Origin of the sequence: Vibrio sp. nBUS_14 (genome assembly GCF_051201655.1) — a bacterium.
Taxonomy (GTDB): domain Bacteria; phylum Pseudomonadota; class Gammaproteobacteria; order Enterobacterales; family Vibrionaceae; genus Vibrio.
Genome location: NZ_CP179207.1, coordinates 454435 through 471707 on the forward strand (window position 1 = coordinate 454435; position 17273 = coordinate 471707).

10 protein-coding genes are annotated in these 17273 nt (G+C 45.1%); 4 read left to right on the plus strand and 6 right to left on the minus strand.

Annotation, left to right across the window (positions count from 1 at the left end; all coding sequences use genetic code 11):
* Positions 1–184 precede the first annotated feature (184 nt).
* Positions 185–1429 (plus strand): tetratricopeptide repeat protein, encoded by a 1245-nt coding sequence (locus tag ACMAZD_RS19640; RefSeq protein WP_435250562.1) that lies wholly within the window; start codon positions 185–187, stop codon positions 1427–1429.
* A gap of 164 nt (positions 1430–1593) precedes the next feature.
* Here ACMAZD_RS19640 and sstT read toward each other — a convergent pair whose 3' ends face one another.
* The 6 genes from sstT to malT all read right to left on the minus strand — a co-directional run bounded on the left by sstT (position 1594) and on the right by malT (position 9358).
* Positions 1594–2808, minus strand: coding sequence for a serine/threonine transporter SstT (gene sstT, locus ACMAZD_RS19645; RefSeq protein ID WP_004732110.1), 1215 nt, complete (start codon positions 2806–2808; stop codon positions 1594–1596).
* 568 nt (positions 2809–3376) lie between these two features.
* A complete protein-coding gene (locus ACMAZD_RS19650) occupies positions 3377–3835 on the minus strand; it encodes a copper chaperone PCu(A)C (protein ID WP_435250259.1) in 459 nt (152 codons plus the stop codon).
* A gap of 112 nt (positions 3836–3947) precedes the next feature.
* Positions 3948–4544, minus strand: coding sequence for an SCO family protein (locus ACMAZD_RS19655; protein WP_435250260.1), 597 nt, complete (start codon positions 4542–4544; stop codon positions 3948–3950).
* Positions 4541–4981: a hypothetical protein gene (locus ACMAZD_RS19660; RefSeq protein ID WP_435250261.1), complete on the minus strand. Its 441-nt coding sequence runs from the start codon at positions 4979–4981 to the stop codon at positions 4541–4543. The genes ACMAZD_RS19655 and ACMAZD_RS19660 overlap by 4 nt, the downstream gene beginning before the upstream one ends.
* Positions 4982–5177: 196 nt before the next feature.
* Complete coding sequence (locus tag ACMAZD_RS19665) at positions 5178–6098, minus strand: DUF368 domain-containing protein (protein WP_435250262.1); 921 nt, start codon at positions 6096–6098, stop codon at positions 5178–5180.
* A 551-nt stretch (positions 6099–6649) separates the two neighbouring features.
* Entirely contained in the window at positions 6650–9358 is a 2709-nt protein-coding gene (gene malT, locus ACMAZD_RS19670) for an HTH-type transcriptional regulator MalT (protein ID WP_435250263.1), read from the minus strand.
* A 567-nt stretch (positions 9359–9925) separates the two neighbouring features.
* Here malT and ACMAZD_RS19675 point away from each other — a divergent pair.
* The 3 genes from ACMAZD_RS19675 (at position 9926) to glgB (ending at position 17096) form a co-directional block, all read left to right on the plus strand.
* Positions 9926–12379: a glycogen/starch/alpha-glucan phosphorylase gene (locus ACMAZD_RS19675; protein ID WP_435250264.1), complete on the plus strand. Its 2454-nt coding sequence runs from the start codon at positions 9926–9928 to the stop codon at positions 12377–12379.
* A 177-nt stretch (positions 12380–12556) separates the two neighbouring features.
* Positions 12557–14737 (plus strand): 4-alpha-glucanotransferase, encoded by a 2181-nt coding sequence (gene malQ, locus ACMAZD_RS19680; RefSeq protein ID WP_435250265.1) that lies wholly within the window; start codon positions 12557–12559, stop codon positions 14735–14737.
* 175 nt (positions 14738–14912) lie between these two features.
* Complete coding sequence (glgB, locus tag ACMAZD_RS19685; RefSeq protein ID WP_435250266.1) at positions 14913–17096, plus strand: 1,4-alpha-glucan branching protein GlgB; 2184 nt, start codon at positions 14913–14915, stop codon at positions 17094–17096.
* Positions 17097–17273 lie beyond the last annotated feature (177 nt).

Here is a 17273-nt window from a genome sequence, read left to right on the forward strand (position 1 = left end):
GCAGACTTCTTATCGTTATGTATTCCTGAGGTACTGAATCAAGTTTAAGGCGGAGCGTGCAGAGACAGCGTCTCCTTTCACCATCTGGGCTAATTGCTCCAGAAATTAACTACTCAATATTGACTGCTTGTGGCCGATATAGGGTAGAACGGAACCGAATTAGGTTAAAAATTTTATGAGTACAATGGGAATCGCAATTGGTGCGACTGCTCTTTCGCTGATACTTGTTGCCGTGTGGCTGATTTCTTTATCACTGAGAAAACAGCGCTTGGAACAAGAACGTAAAGCGCGTGCTGTCGCTTACCGAAAGGCGATTGAAAAAGCACGTATCCAAGAGCAAAAAGAGCGTAACTTCAAAGCTGAAACCGGGCATGTTCCATCGATTCTGTATTTGGCGAAAGAGGCTGAACGTAACAATATTAAGGAAGCTCTATATTGGTACGACAAAGCCGCGCATTTAGATAATGTCACGGGCATGTACGGCATTGTTCGCATGAGTATGAAGCGCAAAGAAGACCTAATTTTAAGAGAAAAAGCCAACTTTTGGCAGCTTGCGATTTCAGCCTTAGAGAACGACATGGTCGCGAAGTTTGAGATGGGTAAAGCGCTCGTTTTCGGCCGCGGAACCGATAAAAATATTCCCAAGGGTTATACCTACATAGAAGAGTCTGCGACGGGTGGAAACACCGAATCGATGTTGTTTATGGGTGAGTGGTGTCTAGACAAAGAAAACCCAGATTACTCAGCCGAAAGCTCATTCGAGTGGTATCAAAAGGCCGCAGATAAAAACAACTTAGACGGAAAAATCAAACTAGGTTTGAGTTACTTGAATGGTGTTGGTGTGGAGCCCAATCATGGTGAAGCTGTTTACTGGTTTGAGACAGCAGCCGAAAAGAACAGTGCAGAAGCTATGTTTAGAGCCGGTGAAGCTTGGATTGACCATGGTGAACACGGTAATGCGATTGCCTATATTTGGTTGTTTTTGTCCGCTCATTTTGGTTATTCAGAAGCAAAACAGTTGAGGGATAAAGTTGGGGGTGAACTTGGGGTTGATGCTGTCGTGGGCTTACAGGCTCTGACTAAACCGATAATGACCAAGCTGACACAAGAAGCAATCACTAAGCACTCAATTATTAAGGCGCTCAACAAGCTCTACAAACGCAATGTCCCTGTCCCTAAGAAGGTTAAAGAAGCGTCCGATGAAGAAGGTGAGGAGTTAAATGTCGATGGTAATCATATAGAGACCAAAGCGTCGAGTGAGCAAGCTTCTAACGTCGATTACAGCCAGCAGGTGACGCCAAACCATGATAGCGGAGCTGCGAATCAAGGGTCACCCAGCGATCAAGCAACGCATAACAAAGAAGCAAGCCCTAACTCTCTAGATTTCAGTCAGGCAGCAGTGGATCCAAGCTGGAAAAGCAACCACTAAACCGTGTTGGTTAGCTTTGATAAGTAAGACAAGAATGACTGAAGCTATAAATCTATATAGCTTCTAGCCGTAATCTAGAAAACCAAGACAACAAAAAAGGGAAGCGAATGCTTCCCTTTTTTAGAACTTAGAGCTTAGAGCTAAAGCCTAATACCCAAGAGCTGTTAAGCTTTGTTTTGCTCAGCTTTACATACAGCCGCAGTGAACACGACATCAGTTGAGCTGTTAAGCGCTGTTTCAGCAGAATCTTGAATCACACCAATGATGAAACCAACCGCTACAACCTGCATCGCTACATCGTTTGAGATACCGAATAGGCCACAAGCTAGAGGAATCAGTAGCAGTGAACCACCGGCAACGCCTGATGCGCCACATGCTGAAATTGCGGCAACAAGGCTTAGTAGAATCGCAGTGAAGATATCAATCTCAATACCCATTGTGTGTACAGCTGCAAGCGTTAACACAGTAATGGTGATTGCAGCACCTGCCATGTTGATGGTTGCGCCTAGAGGGATTGATACAGAGTAAGTATCTTCATCTAGCTCAAGCTTCTTACAAAGGTTCATGTTCACTGGGATGTTTGCAGCGCTTGAACGAGTGAAGAATGCCGTTACACCAGACTCACGAATACATTGCAGTACAAGTGGGTATGGGTTCTGTTTTGTCTTAACAAAGACAAGCAGTGGGTTAACGACAAGAGCAATGATCAGCATTGAGCTTAGTAGAACCGCTAGCAGTTGACCGTAGCTTGCTAGTGCATCGAAGCCCGTTGTTGCGAATGTAGTCGAAACAAGGCCGAAGATACCGAATGGCGCAAGACGAATAATGAAACGAACAATGTGTGAAACACTGTGGCTAAGGTCTTCGAAAACCGCTTTGGTTGTTGCAGATGCGTGGTGCAGTGCAAGACCAAGACCGATTGCCCAAGCAAGAATACCGATGTAGTTCGCGTTCATTAGCGCGCTCACTGGGTTATCGACAAGCTTGAATAGAAGAGTATGAAGAACTTCTGCAATACCTTGAGGAGGGTTAGCACCTTCAGCGCCAGCAACCAGTGTCAAAGTGGTTGGGAACATGAAGCTCAGTACTACCGCAGTCAGTGCAGCAGAGAACGTACCAATCAGGTAAAGCACAATGATTGGACGCATATGAGTATGCTGACCTTTCTTTTGGTTTGCGATAGAAGCTGCAACAAGAATGAATACTAAAATTGGGGCAACAGCTTTCAGAGCACCAACAAACAGACTACCTAATAGGCCTGCATCTTGAGCTGCTGAAGGAGAAACCATGGCGAGAACGACACCGAAAACAATACCAGCAAGGATCTGTAGAACGAGATTTCCACGAGCGATGCGGGCGAGCATGTTGTGATTTTGCATAAAATACCTGCAATTGTTAATTTATTATAGTGATGTATTTTTTATAAAGTTGTACCAAATCCAACTATACACTAGTGGAATGGGCGGTCATATTAGCGGGATCTAAGAGGGTGTCTAGGAATAGTTTACTTTTAGGGTGATTGTTTGCGCTACGTGGTGTTTTTAGAGCTAAATGTTAAATTTTTGTACTCTTGTTGAGATATAAATCTGCATGATAATACTCATTCGGGTCAATGTTCTGGTGAGGGCGCTGCCAGTGACCATTCACGAGATGATTATGTGCCATCTAATTCCTGTTGATATAAAGAAGCCCTAAGCCTAATGCGTTAAGAAGCTAGTTAAGCTTGGGTCGAATTCAAATAGATAGGACCCCGGATTTAGTCATGCGCTATTGGGCATGCAGTTATTGATCACTTAAGGCCAACAGTAAACCGGGTAAAAGTGTGCGGTAGCCAGTAGATGGCTTAATGTGGTCAGGCTTTGAATAAAAAGCGAGCTCAGTCTAGCAAAAAGCCACGATCGCGAGAAGTCATCGTGGCTTAATTTGTATTATTGATTGTGAATCTGATTAATGATGATCGTGGTTCATCTTTTTCATGCCACTCATTACTTTCTTAACCGGCGCGTCAAAGGTTTGCGTTTCACCGTTAGCGAAAGTCAGAGTCATTTCGATCTGCTCACCTTCTTTCAGGCTGTCTTTTACGTCGAACAACATAATGTGCAGGCTGCCAGGTTTAAGTACCGCTTCACCATTCGCAGGGATTGTGATCTCTTGAACTTGGCGCATTTTCATAACATCGCCGTCGACGATAACATCATGAAGCTCTACCTTGCCTGCTGCTGGTGTTGTTGCAGAAACAATAGTGCGATCTTTATCGCTGTGGTTCATCAGAGTTGTGAATACCGCACTGTTTACTGCTGAAGGTGGTGTTGCACGAGCGTACGCGTCATGAACCATAATGTCGCTATTGGCGTGAGCAAGCGGAGTGAGCAGTAAGCCTGCTAGAGCAAGTGCTTTTAACTTCATGTTGTTGTCCTTATTGTTTTAGGTTTTGGTCTGGGACCTGACTTTACGTTTCGAACTCTATTGGTTGAGTTCTTTATTTTTGTACACGTTGTTTCTAGAGTGACTTAGCACACTAGCGCGTCAATGTGTTGATCGCTTCAACAATTGGAGCAGGCGTCAACGTATGCGGTACTTTAGTAATCAAGTTACCGTTGGGCTTCAAAAAATAGAAATATGAGCTGTGGTCAAGTGTGTATGCTAGCTCTGAATCTTCGAGTTGTGTCTTTCTGAAAATAACACCGTATTTATGCGCCAGATTCGTGGTTACATCCAATGGACCACTCATACCTTCAATCATTGGGTTGAAGTACTGCGCGTATTCGTATGACGCTTCTGCAGCATCACGCTCTGGATCAAGAGAAACAAACATCGGTCGAATCTTGGCTTTCGATTCATCTGAGATTTGGTTGAGTGCTCCAGATAGCATTGCTAACGACGTTGGACAAACGTCAGGGCAGCGCGTAAAGCCAAAGTAAACGATTCGAATTCTGTCATCGGTTTCGTCAAAGAGTTTTATTGGTTGGTTGTCTTTTCCAAAAAGCGTTGTTTCGGAGAATTGTTGTTTTTCAGCGTGTTGCTCTTGAGCCTCTGTTTGACCATCGAGATAGCTTTTTACTCCAAAGCCAAGGACAAAGGCTACAACCAGCGCTAGCGACCAATTCTTACTCATCTTGTCATCCTTATTGCAGGTTTTACGGTTTCAACTCCATCGGTGAGCTCACCAAGCCAAGTCATGTGATCCATGGTACACACGGGTAAAATGACATCACCTTCATAGATGTTGTTACCAGTCTTTTTTAATTGGAAACGTGCTGAGCCCATTTCCATCTCTAAACCCGTCAGCGATAGCATCAAGGTTTCAGAGGCCGCGCCTTCCCAAACCACTTTGATTTTTGTTGGGACTAGAGGTTGAGCTGTTTCATGCTCAAGGGTCATAGCAACGGTGTCTTGCTCACACAATGTTGTTGAAAGCATGCAGTAGTCATCTAAGTTGACGTCAGGAGAGTGGCTCTCTACTACCGATTTAAATTGCTCGACTACCTGTGGCCCATAAAAGCCAGCGACCAGCGCAATACCGAGCGCAGCAACCTTTAATGCTGGGTGCATGTCGTGTTCTCATTTGATTTTATAAGAACGGCGATGGTATCACACCACTCAATACGTGCTTGTATCAAAAGGCAATTTTGTGCGTATAGTAGATTTAAAAAAAGCGAAGCCAGTAGCTTCGCTTTGATTCAATTTACTGACACGTCGCTATTAAGGAAAGCACCATACATGCGAAATGCCACTCGATTGTTAGAGGTTAGTCAGTATTGCGCTCGGCGAACTTTTCTAAGCTAAGAACTAATGCGATGGCAACTAACATCATGATCACAGCCAAGGTCAGTTGAGAAGGCTGAGAGGTGACTGCTTCGAAGTTAAATGGAGACAAGTTCTCTTGAATGAGAGGCACTTGCTCACCCTTAGAGTTGATGCGCCAGCTGATGGTCTCTTTCCACGGCCAGATCTTAGGCAGCGTACCAATCATCAAACCGGTTAAGAACACAAGCGTGAAGTCGCGGAATGAACGCAATAGCCAAGACAGTACATGTGAGAAAGTTAGTAGACCGATCACGCAGCCCGCAAGGAATAGGGCAAGCACGTCAATTTGGAATTCCTTCACGGCGCCAAGCACGGGGCCGTACATACCAATTAACAGCAAAATGAAGCTGCCTGATATGCCAGGTAAGATCATCGCACAGATCGCGATCGCACCTGCAATGAGGATGTTGATACTGGTTGGCTCCATTTGCAGAGGCTTAAGCACAGTAATGCTATAAGCGAAGGCAACACCAAGCAGTAAAAATACGAATCGAATCATATCGCGTTTTTCTACTTGCTTAAGAATGTGGAAAACCGACACTAAGATAAGGCCAAAGAAGAAAGACCACAGTGGAACCGGATGCGTGACCAATAACCAAGAAATCAGTTTTGCGAATGTTGCAATACTTGTGAATACGCCCGCGAACAGTGAGATCAGGAAGAAACCATTGATGTGGTTAAACGCGGCTTTGAAGCCTTCGCGTTTCCATAAGCCAAGTACGCTAGGGTTAATTCTGCGAATGCTTTCTAGCAGGGTATCGTAGATACCAGTGATGAATGCGATGGTTCCGCCCGATACGCCAGGGACAACGTCGGCTGCGCCCATTGCCATGCCTTTGAAAAAAGTACTTAAGTAGTTCATTGTTTCATTGAGTTGAGGGTGATTTTGTGCAGTATACAAACTTTAGTGTAAAAAAAGTATGAATATGCCTTTGGCGAGGTGCTTTTATTACCTTCTTAATTGTAAGGCAATAAGTTGAAGTGAACATTTGCCTAATATTTAAAATACAACCACTTAGTGATTTATCATTAAGAGTATCGATGAGACTGGTCTCTTATCGATGTTTCGTCTTGGTTGCATTATGCAAATGCACTTTGCAATTCGCATGTGAAAATCGCGGGTTTTATGCGATGCAGGGCTTATAAAACGCTAAATTAAAGTTGGCACGCTAACTGCAAAGTGTTAATCGACCCTTCTTAAGCCGAGGGTCACCTAGCCAACTGACGTTGTTAGTGAACTTATAATTTGTTCACAAATATATAAAGCCAATCGCGATTATTGCGGTTGGCTATTTTTTTGCTTGTCATTCGGCCCTCTGTGATTTTTCCTGCTAATTCCTTTATGTCGAAGCGAAAAAAAGCCAGCCACCATCGGTGACCAGCTTCTGCTTTATTTAGAATTTCAAATCCGTTTTAGTATCCCATCAACTGCAACAAATTCTCTGCTGTGCTGATTGCTTCTTTACGGTTGGCAATATTAAGCTTTTGGTACAGGTTACGGATGTGAGTCTTGATCGTGGTACCTGCAACATCAAGTTCTTGGGCGATTTGCTCATTACTAAATCCAGAGTAGATCAGGCCAAGCACCTGCCATTTACGCTGTGTGAGTGGGCTAGTACGCACAAGCTCAGGAATGTTCGGGTGATTAACCAGATTCTCAACAAAGTCTTCATCGAAGTGAACCGAACGGCTGCGTTGGGTAGTTGAGATATCTTTCATGATTTGCTGAGCACGGTGACGTTCTAAATCGCCTAACCCAGGCTTGTTGCTCAACTTATCTAAGATATGTCCGATAGTGCCACCGTCGACCAAAAAGTTACCTACCATTCCGGTTTGATTGGTCATATGTAGAGCTTCTTCAAGCAATACACGAGCGCTGTCTTCATCGTTAATCTGTGTAAGTAATACGGCTTCAACGATCAAGTTTCTATTGGTATCAGTAATCAGGTGTGAACGCTGTGCTTCGCTTTTCAGGAAGGTCAGCGCTTCTTCCGCTTCTTCATATTGCTCAAGAATGATGTGAGATCTTACAATATTTCGCCATTGAAGCTGACAGAAGTGGTTACTCGCCGATTCCGGACGAACTGCAACACTTAACCAGTCACGAATGGCGCCTTTATCGCCTTTGACCTGCCAGAATAAGATCAATGAAAGTGATGCATTCGCTGTCCAATCCACGTGATAGGTCGATTGACGCAATAGGTGTTGGATTTGATCGATAAACTTAGATGCTTTATCTATTTCACCACGGCTGAGCGAGATACGAGCCAGCATCGAATAGCTGTGCAGATGCTTACTTGGCGAGTGGTGGCCAAGAATATCTAAGCCCTTGTAACAACACTCTTCCGCTTCATCTAATCGGTTCCAACACCAGAAGACCTGAGCTCGAACACGCAACAAGAATTCATGCAGAGGTACGTATTGCAGCTGATGTTCTTCGATCAATTTGAACGCACTGTCTTGCAGCTCAAACGCTGCTTGAACATAACCTTGAGCAATCAGGATTTCGCTCTGTTGCAAAATCGCCCACAGTGCTTGATGGTAAACCTGATATTGACGTGCAAGCTTTTCAGTCTGCTGCATCATTGGCAAGGCACGGCTTAGATTGCCCATTACGTGATTGACTTCGCCGACAACAGAAGTCGCAACAATACGGCTACGATAAACGGTCGTGTTTAACTGGCTTAGAGAAAGCTCAGCCAATTCCAATGCTTTTTCTGGTTCATTACTATTAATAGCAACTTGCGCACGTAGGGCGTTGTATTGACCTTGCTGCTGAGTATCCAGTTCGATGTTTCGAGCTTGATACTGTGTTTCGGCTTCTTCTAATAGAGTGCCTACTTGATCATAGCGGTGCTGACTCTGTGCTAGCCAAGCGCGCAGCATTGATAGCTTCGGCTCACTGTATAACTGATCCGTAGTTAGTTGTTTGATCGCCATCTCTAGCGAAGACAACTCGCCTTGGTTAAACATCGGCCAACCGTGTTCCGTTAGAATTTGGATGATCAGTTCTGGATCTTCTGCGCGTTGTGCATGTCGTAGTGCTTGATGAGGCGTTTTTTGTTTGATCCACGCTTTCGCGGCACTTCTGTGCAACTCGGCTTCTTGTTGTGGAATTCGCGCTTGGCGCTCGTGGGCAAGAAATTCACCGAATAGGTTATGGAAGCGGTACCAGTTCTTCTCGCCTTCAAGAGGGTAGATGAACAAGCCAAATCGGTTGAGTGACTCGATCATCCCCAGTGCATCTTCACGTTGGGTAAGTGCGCATACAAGCTCGTCATTGAAATGATCAAGTACTGAACACTGCATCAAGAACTGTCGGGTTTCTTTATCCAGTAGATCGAATACTTCTTCAACTAAGTAATCCCAAAGGTGGGCATGGTTAAAGTGAGAGAAAGACTCGGCCGATTGAGCCAGCGTGCGTTTTTGATGTTGAGCTTGAAGGGCAATAAGCTGAAGTGCAGAAGGCCACCCCTCAACATAAGTACAGATACTGCCAGCGGTGGTGTCATCTACACCATCAGCGACACGTTGATTGAAGAAGCGCGTCGTCTCTTCAGTATCAAAAGCCAGAGAGTCGTTGCCAATCTCAATCATCAGATCACGAACACGAAGGTTTGCAGTGCCTAGTGGTGGTGTCCCACGGCTAGTCACAACAAGCGTTAGATTGTCGGGCATGTGCTTGAGGAAAAAGCGCATCGCCTCGTGAATGTCATCGTTATTAACTAAGTGGTAGTCATCCAGCACGAGGAAACATTCCTGGTGGAATTCAGACATCTCGGCGAACACTTCGCTTAACAAAGAATGCAGTGATGAGAACTGTCGCTTTTCTGCCAGTTTTTGGGCATTAGGACAGGCATTTTGAGTCGCTTTGTTAAGTGATTGAAGTAGGTAGTTGATATAGCGAAAGGCATCATTGTCACTGTCGTCAATGCTGTACCAACCCAAATTGGGTTTATCTACCAGCCATTGTGCAGCCATAGTGGTCTTGCCATACCCCGCTGGAGAGCGGAACAGTACGAGTTTGTAGCAATCTGCATTCTGAAGCAGATCGAGAACTCTAGGTCGCAGGATTGCATTGTGTAAGCGGCCGGGACGAGTCAGTTTCGAAGGGATCCACATATCGAAGTTTTACACCTATTCCGTGGCTATGTTCTGGAATATCTCAATCTATCGTTGAGTGCACTCTAATGACATTAGCCTAATTACTTAAGTCTTTACTCATATTACGTGAAGCAAAACGTTACCGACTATTATCCTCCTCAGAAACCTTGCACTCCTGCATGTTTTTAGCGTTCTACGCCCTTTATTTGTGACTTTTCTCACCTTGCGGGGTGGTTTGTGAATGTAACTTTTCCCTTACCTACACATCTTTCTCTGCAAAAGATGAGAGGCGGAAAATATTTTCGTGATCTGAAACTCAGATTTGGCAATGACTTTAAATGAGTTAAATAAAAGTCACATCATTTGAAGTTAAGTTATCGAACGGGAGCTTGTGATCCCAGTCACTCCACGTTTTTGTTCGAAGTCAGAACATGAGAGTCAGATCACTAACCCTATGTCGGTACGCCCCCTACGCCCTCCGATCTACTCCTAGTTAGTTGTACGGGCGGGAGGATGTTTAGTTAATGGTGACCATGCACGATATATCACAGATGAATTAGAATTATTAAAAGCGAGATTTCTGAAATGAAACCAACTCAGCAAAAAACTTTCGATAAAGTGTCGTTCCAAGAAAGCGTTAAGAAACATTTATCTGCAACCTACGCAACAACGATTGAAAATGCAGATAGCCGCGCATGGTACCTAGCGATGGGGCGCGCATTAGCAGAACTCACAACATTCGACCTGTTAGAAACTGAAAACGATGAAAAAATCAAAAATGCGAAGAGTGTTAACTACCTTTCGCTAGAATTCTTGATTGGTCGTCTGACAGGTAACAACCTAATCAGCATGGGCCTGTATGAGCAAATCACTCATGCAATGGAAGAGCTAGGTCAAAACCTAACTGACCTTCTAGAAGAAGAACGCGACCCATCACTAGGTAATGGTGGCCTTGGTCGTCTTGCTGCTTGTTTCATGGATTCTTGTGCCGCTCAAGAATACCCAACAGTAGGCTACGGCCTTCACTACGAATACGGTTTGTTCAAACAGTCTTTCCAAGACGGTCGCCAACAAGAAGCACCAGACGCATGGCGCGGTGTTGAAGGTTACCCATGGGAAGTGGCTCGTCCAGAGCTAGCACAACACATTGGTTTTTACGGTCATGTAGAAGTTGAATTCGTTGACGGTAAAGAAGTTCGTGCTTGGGTTCCTGGTATGGAATTAAAAGCAATGCCTTGGGATTTACCTATCGTAGGTTACGAGTCAAACACGGTTTACCCATTACGTCTTTGGGAATGTCAGGCAATCGCACCATTCTCACTAGCAAGCTTTAACAACGGTGATTACTTCGAAGCACAACACTCGCTAATCGATGCAGGTAACATCACTAAAGTGCTTTACCCGAACGACAATCACGAGAAAGGTAAGACTCTGCGTCTAATGCAGCAGTACTTCCACTCAGCAGCGTCTGTTCGCGATATTCTACGTCGTCACGAAGCGGCGGGTTTCTGTTTAGAAGATCTGCCAAAGCAAGAAACGATTCAGCTTAACGATACGCACCCAACTATCGCTATCCCTGAATTGATGCGCATCCTGATTGATGAGAAAGGTTTAACTTGGGATCAAGCATGGGAAATCAGTGCTCATACGTTCGCATATACGAACCACACACTACTTCCTGAAGCTCTAGAGACATGGTCTGAATCATTGATCAACCGTCTTCTTCCACGTCACATGGAAATCATTTTTGAAATCAACCACCGTTTCATGCAAGAAGTTCGCAAGATGTGGCCTGGTGACGGTGAGAAGCAAGCGAAGCTTTCTATCATCCAAGAAGGTTTCCACCGCATGGTTCGCATGGCAAACTTATGTGTGATTGGCTCTTACAAAGTAAACGGTGTAGCTGCGCTTCACTCACAACTGGTTAAGAAAGACTTGTTCCCTGAGTTCAACGAAATCTTCCCAGGTAAACTGACTAACGTAACGAACGGCATCACGCCACGTCGATGGTTGAAGTTCTGTAACCCAGGTCTATCTACGCTAATCACAGATAAGATCGGTTCAGAATGGCCTGCAAAACTTGAGCAACTTGAAGGCATTGCTAAGTTTGCAACAGACGCGAAATTCCAAAAAGAATTCATGGCGGTTAAGAAAGAAAACAAACAGCGCCTTGCTGATTGGGTTCAAGAGAACATGGGTATCGAGCTAGACACTAACGCTATCTTCGACGTGCAAATCAAGCGTCTACACGAATACAAGCGTCAGCACCTAGATTTGCTTCACATTCTATCTCTGTACCACCGTATTCTTAATGAACCTGGTTTTGAGTGTGAGCCACGCGTATGTTTCTTCGCCGCGAAAGCAGCACCGGGTTACCACTTAGCGAAAGAGATCATCTTCGCAGTTAACAAGATTGCAGAGAAGATCAACAACGATCCTCGCATCGGCAACAAGCTTAAAGTGGTATTCATCCCTGACTACCGTGTAAGCATGGCTGAAATCATCATCCCTGCAGCAGACGTTTCTCAGCAAATCTCACTGGCTGGTAAAGAAGCATCAGGTACGGGCAACATGAAGATGGCTCTAAACGGCGCTCTAACTATCGGTACGATGGATGGCGCAAACGTTGAGATCCGTGAAGAAGTTGGCGATGAAAATATCTACATTTTCGGCCTAGACGTTGACGGTGTTGTTGCATTGAAAGATCAGGGTTACAACCCATACAACTACTATAATGCAGACCCTCTACTGAAAGCATCTCTAGACCTATTGACTGGCGATGAGTTCTCTCCAGGTCAACCAGGCCTTCTACGTGCAACGTTTGATAGCCTATTAGATGGCGGTGACCCTTACCTATGTCTAGCAGACTTCGCATCTTATGTGAAAGCACACGAAGACATGGGCAAGCAATACAAAGACCAAGCAGGTTGGGCTAAGAAAGCGATTCTTAACACAGCATTGGTTGGTAAGTTCACATCAGATCGCTCAATCCGCGACTACGTGAACAACATCTGGAAGCTAAAAGCCGTTAAACGTTAATCGTTCCAAAAGTAGCCAAGGCAGTTTCTGCCTTGGCTCAATTAGCTTGTGAGCAAACAGACGGCTTATTCAGATAGCAATGCTTACAAACTGATTGTCACAAGCTAATTGATTAGTAAAAAATTAAATAAACAACCCTACAAAATTGAAAGCGTTAGAACGTTTTCGGAGAGAGCGATGAAAGAACAGACCGTATTAAAACAAGTCGCAGAAATGGCAAATATTGCCGACAGTTACGTTAGTGCGTGGGGCGATGAAGCACAGGTATCAGACGAAACGATTACGTCTCTATTGGCTTCATTGGGCTACGATACAAGCAGCGATGATGCACTATTAAAGTCAGCAGAAAGAAAACACAAAAAAGATGTACTAGACCCAGTTCTTGTCTTGCGTGATGGTGAGCCAGTAGAAGTGGCGCTGAATTTAGGTGTTAGTGCACGTGAAAGCGAGTTCAGCTGGCGCTTAGAGACCGAGCAAGGAGAGGTACTTGAAGGCTATCTTCAATCTCAAGTCGTTCGTGATGAGCGTGCCGAGGGTGGCCCTTTAGTGTTTGCACTGCCAAATGATTTAGCATGGGGTTATCACAAGCTCATTGTGAGCCGTAAACGTCGTAAGAAGCCTTACGAAATGACACTGATCATTACGCCAAAAGCGTGTTTCAAACAGGCGCCAATCGAGCAAGGTAAAAAGCTTTGGGGTCCGAGTGTACAGCTTTACACGTTAAGAACTCAGCATAACTGGGGTATTGGTGACTTTGGCGACCTAAAACAGCTTGTTGCAGATATCTCGTCTCGCGGTGGTGACTTCGTTGGTCTAAACCCGATTCACTCATTGTTCCCTGCAAACCCTGAAGGTGCGAGCCCATACAGCCCGTCTTCACGTCGCTGGTTGAACATCTTATATATTGATGTGAGCTCAGTACCTGAATTCGCATTAAGTGCAGAAGCGCAACAAACCGTAGGCAGCGCAGAGTTCCAACAACGCCTACAGAAAGCGCGTGATGCACACTGGGTGAACTACACCGAAGTGTCTGAGCTGAAGATGAGCATCTTGCCTTTGCTATTCGCAGAGTTTAAGACTCGTCATCTAGACAAGAACAGCGATCGTGCACAAGCCTTCCTAGCATTTGTGGAAGAGGGCGGTGACAGCCTGATGCATCAAGCGGCGTTTGATGCACTGCACGGTGAATTGCATGCTGAAGATTCTGGCATGTGGGGATGGCCGGTATTCCCTGAGAAGTACCGCACATTTGAAAGCCCAGCAACACAGAAATACATCAAAGAGAACCTAGAGCAAGTGCATCTTTACATGTACCTGCAATGGTTAGCAGATTGCCAAATCAATGATGCTCAATCGCTTGCTGAAGAGAAAGGCATGGCGGTTGGCCTGTACCGAGACTTAGCGGTAGGCGTTGCGGATTCTGGTAGCGAAACATGGGCTGACGAAGGCAACCTAGTGATGGATACGAGCATCGGTGCTCCGCCGGACATTCTTGGTCCTCTAGGCCAAAACTGGGGCTTACCACCACTGAACCCAGAAGTGCTTCTAGAAACAAGCTACGATGCTTACATCAAGTTGCTTCGTGCGAACATGAAACACTGTGGTGCACTGCGTATTGACCACGTGTTAGGTCTGCTACGTTTATGGTGGGTTCCAAAAGGTGAAAACGCAACGAAAGGCGCATACATCTACTATCCAGTACAAGACATGCTGTCGATTCTTGCACTTGAATCTCACCGTTACCAATGTAGCGTTATCGGTGAAGATTTAGGGACAGTACCAGATGAGATCGTAGGCATCCTAGCGGATGCTGGCGTGCACTCTTACAAAGTGTTCTTCTTCGAAACATCAGAAGAAGATGGTGGTTTCATCTCTCCGAAGCACTACGCATCACAATCAATGGCGGCTCTGTGTACGCACGATATGCCAACATTACGTGGCTTCTGGCACTGTGATGACCTGAAGATGGGTCAAGAGATTGGTTTATATCCAGATGCAGAACAGTTAGAAACCTTGTTCGATGACCGTCTGGAGTGCAAACAAGGTATTTTAGATTCAGTGGCTTGGCATGGTTTCCTACCTGAAGGTGTTGGCCGCGATGCAAGCCAAGTACCTATGGACTCTTATCTTGCAGAAGCTCTCCAACTGCACGTTGCGGCTGGTGGTTCGACACTTCTTAGTGTTCAACTGGAAGATTGGCTAGAGATGGACAAGCCAGTAAATATTCCCGGCACAGTGGATGAGTACCCTAACTGGCGTCGTAAACTCTCGTTGAACTTGGACGAAATCTTTGCTCACGAAGGCGTTAATCGTATCGCTTCTAAGTTGACAGACGTTCGAGAAAAAGCAGGAAAGTAATGACATTGAGTGACTTGAATATAGGTGGTTTTTTGCTTACGGCGTACGAAACTACAACCTCGGTCACTCAACAATGAATGCTCATCTGGTAGAATAAATCGTCGTTATATTGCCCGCACCAATAGCGGGCATTTTTGTATTATATTTTTTGGATGTTTGGTTAGGGAGAAACGTTTTGGAACTAAGTTCGATTTCAAAGCAAAAACAAATATATACCCAACTATCACAGGCTTGTTTTACTGACCCTTTTGCTTTTCTAGGGCCATACTTACCTTCTGATCAAGGTGCATTACGCGTATGGATTCCAGGGGCGGATAAAGTCGAGTTGATTGTTGGAAAGGAACCTCGTATTGAGTTAGCGCGAGAGGGCGAAAGTGGCTTCATTCTTAAGCAAGAAAGAGACTTACGTTTTACCCATTACAAGTTAGCAGTAGATTGGGCTGGGGAAGTGCAGATCATTGATGATCCGTACCAGTATCATGAACTCTATGCTAGCTATGAGGATCTTCATACACCGAAAGACATGTACCATCACATGGGGGCTCAATTTATTACTTTAGAGCGTGATGGTCAGGTTATTGCGGGTACTCGATTTTTAGTCTATGCACCGCATACAACTGCGGCAAGTTTGGTGGGTAACTTTAATGCTTGGGATGGTCGTCGCCATCCAATGCAACGCTTAGATTACGGTATGTGGGGCCTATTCATTCCTGATCTGGAAGAGGGCGCTCAATACAAATTTGAATTAAAAGGACCTGATGGCGAAGGCTTACCACATAAAGCTGACCCATGGGGTTTCTACTCTGAGCAATACCCATCATTTTCTTCTGTGACTTACGATCACGCTCGTTATGAGTGGCGAGATACTCAATGGCAGAATCGTCCAGTGACGCAAAAGCGTAAAGAAGCGCTTTCGTTCTATGAATTGCATGCCGGTTCTTGGAAGCGTAATGCTGAAGGCGAATTCCTAGATTACCGTGAGCTAGCGGCAGAACTGATTCCATACCTAACGGATCTTGGCTATACGCACGTTGAATTGATGCCAGTTTCAGAGCATCCGTTTTACGGTTCTTGGGGCTATCAACCAATAGGCTTGTTCGCACCAACGAGTCGTTTTGGCTCTCCGGATGACTTCAAATTCTTCGTCGATCAATGTCACCAAGCTGGCCTAGGTGTTGTTCTCGATTGGGTTCCTGCACACTTCCCAAGTGATGATCATGGTCTAGCAAACTTCGATGGTACGCCATTGTTCCATGATCCAGATCCACGTCGTGGTTGGCACCAAGATTGGAACTCGTACATTTACGACTTAGGCAAAGAGCATGTTCGTCGTTTCTTGGTAGCCAATGCACTGTACTGGTTCGAACAATTCCATATCGATGGCATTCGTGTTGATGCGGTTGCTTCGATGTTGTACCTCGACTATTCGCGTAGCCATGATCAATGGATCCCGAATGCGGATGGCGGTAACGAAAACTACGACGCTATCGCAACCCTTAAGTGGATGAACGAAGAAGTGTACAAACACTTCCCGAATGCGATGACGATTGCTGAAGAGTCAACGGCTTTCCCTGGTGTTTCAGCACCGACCTTTATGGGCGGCTTAGGCTTTGGCTTTAAGTGGAACATGGGTTGGATGCACGACAGCCTGTCTTACATTCAAGAAGACCCAATTAATCGTAAATATCACCACGATACAATTACTTTCCCACTGGTTTATGCACACAGTGAGAACTATGTATTGTCTCTGTCTCACGATGAGGTGGTTTACGGTAAAGGTTCTATCCATGACAAGATGCCTGGTGATGAATGGCAGCAAACAGCGAACTTACGTGCTTACATGGGTTACATGTATGCGCAGCCGGGTAAGAAGTTGAGCTTCATGGGCGCTGAGTTTGGTCAGACGGCTGAATGGAATCATGACGATCAACTGCAATGGTTCTTGTTAGATTATAAGCGCCATCAAGGAGTGCAGCGTTTAACCAAAGACTTAAACAACTTGTATCGTTGTGAAGCTGCTATGCACGATCTTGATTTCGACCCTAAAGGCTTTGAATGGCGTCTTCAAGACTCTGCAGAAGCGAGTGTTCTAGCACATGAACGTATTAGTGAGTCTGGTGAGCGCGTGTTGGTGGTATCTAACTTTACGCCTGTTCCCCACGAGCACTTCCGTCTAGGTGTTCCAGTACAAGGTAAGTACATCCTGTTACTCAATACTGATGATGCTAAATACAACGGCAGTGGTTATGATACGAAAGAAGTTGTCGAAATCGAAGCCGTTCAAAGTGAAGGGCTGGATACTTCTATTGAGCTGCGCCTACCTCCATTGTCGACTATTTTTTACAAGTTGAATCCGTAATGTAGTTCGACAAATTGCGAGCGTAGATAGTACAAAAAAGGGAACCTTATGGTTCCCTTTTCTATTTCACGCAACATTCTGTAAACGCAATATTAAGAGTTTCTAAATTAGAACTCAAACCCAAAGATGTGAGGAAATGGTCAGTTCATTACCAAAATACGATGGTTACGGTTTGTT